A 3,955-nucleotide genomic window follows, 5' to 3' on the forward strand; every position below is an offset into this window, starting at 1 on the left:
TCGGGATCATCACCACGCGCTTGACGTAGTCGTTGGCTGCGGTCGGCGTCTGGAAGCTGGCGGGGATGTCGGGCGTCAGCGGCGCGGTCTGCGCACCGGCCAGCGGCGGGGCGAGCGCGGCGGCGAGGATCGACGCCAGGACGAGCGGACGGGGCAGGAGCATGGAGACCTCCAGGTAGGCGTGGTGCCGCGGGGCGGCGCCAGGGGTGCCGGCTGCCGACTGTAGCGAGCGCTGTCCGGGCATGCCTACCATGACTTCCTGCACAGCCGCAGGCGCATGGCGGGTGGGCAAGGCCGGTGCATGGTGGCAGCATGGACCAACCCGCCAGCGGAGCGATCGTGCGCGCCATCGATACCCTCACGCCCTGCCCCTGCGGCAATCCTGCCGGCTACGCACGCTGCTGCGGCCCGCTGCACGAGGGTTCGCCGGCGCCCAGCGCGGAGGCGCTGATGCGTTCGCGCTACAGCGCCTACGTGCTCAAGCGCGAGGACTACCTGCTGGCCACCTGGCATCCGAGCACGCGCCCGGCGCACCTGAAGCTGGCCGCGCAACAGCCCTCGCCGAGCTGGCTGGGGCTGTCGGTCAGGCGCCATGAGGACGGCGCCACGGAGGCGGTGGTGGAGTTCGTCGCGCGCCTGCGCTACGGCGGCGGGCGCGCCCAGCGCCTGCACGAGGTGAGCCGTTTCCTGCGCGAGGACGATCGCTGGTATTACGTGGATGGAGAGATTCTTGCCTGAGCCTCGGAGCTCGCCTGCTTCACGAACGGCGCGGCCCCCGGATGGTCAGAGCAACGAACGGCCAGGGATCGATTCCTGACCAGAGGCCGTCAGGTGGCGGCCCATGGCGGCTCAAGGTAAGGGAACGAGCCCGCGGCCCAGCGCAATGCACATCCTTCTCATGTTTCCAAAGCCCAGTGCTGCCGCCATTCGTTGCGGCGGTTCCACTCGTATGACTTTTTGGGTTCCTCCGCGGCTTTAGCGGCGTTTGGTTTGGGACTGGCAACGGGCTTCATATCTTCTTTAAAGGGAATGAACGCAGCGATCATCACGGCTTCCAGGAAATCCGCCAGTTTGGGATCGGCGAATTCGATAAACCGGAACCATACTTTTTCTTTTCTCAAATTTTCCGGCTTGAGGCGGGTGCGAATGCACTCATTGTGGCTGTGGATCGCGTGTTGCCCAAGACGCACGTGGAGCGGCTGCAGCACCGCCTTGCCGCAATACTTTTCTGTGAATGAACCGTGCGTGCCTGTAGGGCAGAAACCGATCCAATACACGCCGATCGCTGTCTGCTTGGTGCGGAAGGCTTTCTGGATCCCCTGCCGGTCAAGCTCCCACGGACCGGCTTCATGCCGCGGCCAGGCAAGATCCCACTTGTTCAGTTGACCAAACGTCTTGATGAGCATGCAGCGTTCCTCTGTTGGCTCTGTTCCGTCGAAGACGCGCCCGCCTGGGCAAGCATCAAAACCCCGCCACGCCGGCTCCATGCAATCGCGCAGCTAGCCGCGCCGCTTCAGGGTGGTGAAAGAAAGCGTGCAGCTGCTTTGCCCGACCGGTACCGACTCCCGGCTGCGCTTCCCACTCGGTGACGCTGCGCTCGGCCAGGACCGGCCAGTTGGGCAGGTCGGCATCGCCGGCCGGCGGCAGGCCGAGTGCGCGCAACCAATGTCCGAAGCTGGCCGTGCGGGCTCGGGCGAATGCCCGCGCCAGCCGTGCCGCACGCTGTGGGCCGATGCCGGGTGCGCTGGCAAGCTGCGCGGAAGTCAGCCCCTGCCAGTCGAGCAGGCCGCGTACCAGGCCGGCGTCGATCAGCGCCCGCCAGGTCGTTTCCCCAATGCCATCGATGCCCAGGCCCTGCCGGCTACCGAGCCAGCGCAGGCGTGCCAGGAACTGGCGGCGGCAGCCATTCTCCGGATGCCAGCAGTCCAGGCCATCGCGGGAGCCCGCGGCGGGCACATCGACCGGCGCTCGCTCGCGGGCGCGCCAGACGACCTTGTCGAAACGCGGAATGGTCAGGCCGGCCAGCGAGAGCGACACCTGGTCGCCCGGACGCACGTCGAGCCTGCGCCAGCGTGCGAGCGAACCGAGGCTCACGCGCCGTACCGTGCGGTCGTCCAGTATCACCGGCTGCAGTTCCAGCACCACGCTGACGCCGCCACGACGCCCTCGCCTGAAGTCCACGTCGCGCACCACGGCCAGCGCCTGTGCCGGAGGGTACTTCCAGGCGACCGCCCAATCCGGCGGCGTGGGCATCCATTCGTTGGCGGGCGGACGATGGCCTTGCCGCAGCACGATGCCGTCGGTGGCGAAAGGCAGTGCCTCGTGGTACCAGCGCTCGCGCCAACGCTGCACGTCGGCCAGGCCGCGGACCGGCTGGGTCAGCGCCACGCTGTCGCCCAGCCCCATTGCCTCCAGGCCGGCGAGGCGTTCGCGCATGCCGGCCGGGCCGCTCGGCCAGTCCCACACGAACAGTCCGATGTGCGCCGCGGCCTGTGCGTCGAACGGCTCGCGGGCGAGCGCGCCGGCCACGTCGGCCCGGGCGCGCACGCCGCCGTCCTGCGCCTGCCGGTGGCCCGGCAGCCACCAGACCAGTTCGCCCTGCAGCACCACGCGCGATGGCGCGTGCGGCAGATGCTTGGGCACGGCCGCGATGCGCCGCGCCTTGGCCGTCCAGTCCGAACCGTGCAGGCCGTCGCCGCGGCTGACCGCCTGGCGCAGCTGGCCGTCGACGTAGAGCAGGGTCACCGCCACGCCATCGGCCTTGGGCTGCACCCAGAGGTCGCGGGCGTCGCGTGCATCCATCCATGCCTGCACCGCAGCGGCATCGGCCAGCTTGGCCAGGCCGGTCTGCGCGACCGGTGCGCGCACCGGTCCGGTGGCGTCGGCCAGGGGCGCCAGCGGTGCCGGCGCCTGGGCGGGGAAACAGGCGCGCCAGCCTTCGTAGCGGTCCAGCGCCTGGTCGTAGATGGCATCGTCGACCGGCGAGCGGCCCTCCGTGCGGTAGGCATGGTTCCAGCCGTCGAGCTGGTCGTGCAGCGCGCGCAGCTCTCGGGCGGCGCGCTGCACGCTCCATGCGGGGCACGCGGCCGGGCACGGCATGGCAAGCCAGAGTCCGGCCAGCAGGCCGCATGGATACCGCCATCCCTGACGCATCGGTCGCTTCCCGTCTGCTTGAACCTCGCCACGGTAGGGCTTCGGAGGGCGCGGCCGCATGGGCGGCGGCCGCCGCCATGCGTAGGGCAACGGTCGTGCGCCATGTGGGTCTGCGGGTAAGCCGGCGCGCCGGCGGGCTCTCGGCCCGGACTGGCGGCACCCGGGCGCCCTACGCCGCTGCTCCTCGCCGGCTCAGGATGGAGCCCATTGCAGCGCCGTCTCGCCGCCTGGACGTCCGCCCGGGCCGAAGCGGCGCTCGACGATCCAGCCGCCGCCCCGCTGGTCGATCGCCACCACTGTGCTCGAACGGGTGCCGTAGGTTTCGCCGCGGATGAAGGCGGCCGACAGCCAACGCTCGCGCTCGCGGCCGATGCCGGTATCGGGCAGCTCGTCGTCGCCGGCGGGATGCTCGTCGGCCAGGGCCTCGAACAGGGGGGTGAAGTCCTCCGGCGGGGATTCCTCCAGCCATTCCTGCAGGCGCGCCATCAGCCGGCGCGTCTTCGGCCAGGGCGTGTTGAAGTCGGCGTTGGAAAGGCCGTGCACGCCGGGCGTCACCGGCTGCGCACGCGGCGCGGGCCGGTTGCCCAGGTAGAAGGCGGCGCGCGCATCGAAGGTGAGCAGGTTGAACGGACGGTAGTCGGCGGCCACCTCGCGCAAGGCCTGCGCATGCGCGTCGGCGTCGGCCGTGCCGCGCAGCCAGTCGGTTACCAGCAGGCCGCGCGAAAGGCCGGTCTGCAAGGCGCGCGGGTCACGCACGTTGGTCCCCACGCCGCAGCGGCCCGCCGTACTCGCGCCGAGCCAG

The 3,955-nt window shown here is 70.4% G+C and carries 4 protein-coding genes; 1 reads left to right on the plus strand and 3 read right to left on the minus strand.

Features of this window, described 5'->3' with window-relative positions; genetic code table 11:
- Positions 1 to 312: 312 nt before the first annotated feature.
- Positions 313 to 738, plus strand: coding sequence for a YchJ family metal-binding protein (locus tag HOQ08_RS14225; RefSeq protein ID WP_291196259.1), 426 nt, complete (start codon positions 313 to 315; stop codon positions 736 to 738).
- A gap of 158 nt (positions 739 to 896) precedes the next feature.
- Here the strand turns inward: HOQ08_RS14225 and HOQ08_RS14230 are convergent, their stop codons facing one another.
- The 3 genes from HOQ08_RS14230 to HOQ08_RS14240 all read right to left on the minus strand — a co-directional run.
- Positions 897 to 1,406, minus strand: coding sequence for a hypothetical protein (locus HOQ08_RS14230; protein WP_291196262.1), 510 nt, complete (start codon positions 1,404 to 1,406; stop codon positions 897 to 899).
- Between the two features lie 55 nt (positions 1,407 to 1,461).
- Complete coding sequence (gene ligB, locus HOQ08_RS14235; protein WP_343203821.1) at positions 1,462 to 3,213, minus strand: NAD-dependent DNA ligase LigB; 1,752 nt, start codon at positions 3,211 to 3,213, stop codon at positions 1,462 to 1,464.
- Between the two features lie 132 nt (positions 3,214 to 3,345).
- A partial coding sequence (locus HOQ08_RS14240; RefSeq protein WP_291196268.1) for an NRDE family protein occupies positions 3,346 to 3,955 on the minus strand: 610 nt, incomplete at its 5' end.

The organism is Frateuria sp. (assembly GCF_013362045.1).
GTDB lineage: Bacteria > Pseudomonadota > Gammaproteobacteria > Xanthomonadales > Rhodanobacteraceae > Frateuria_A.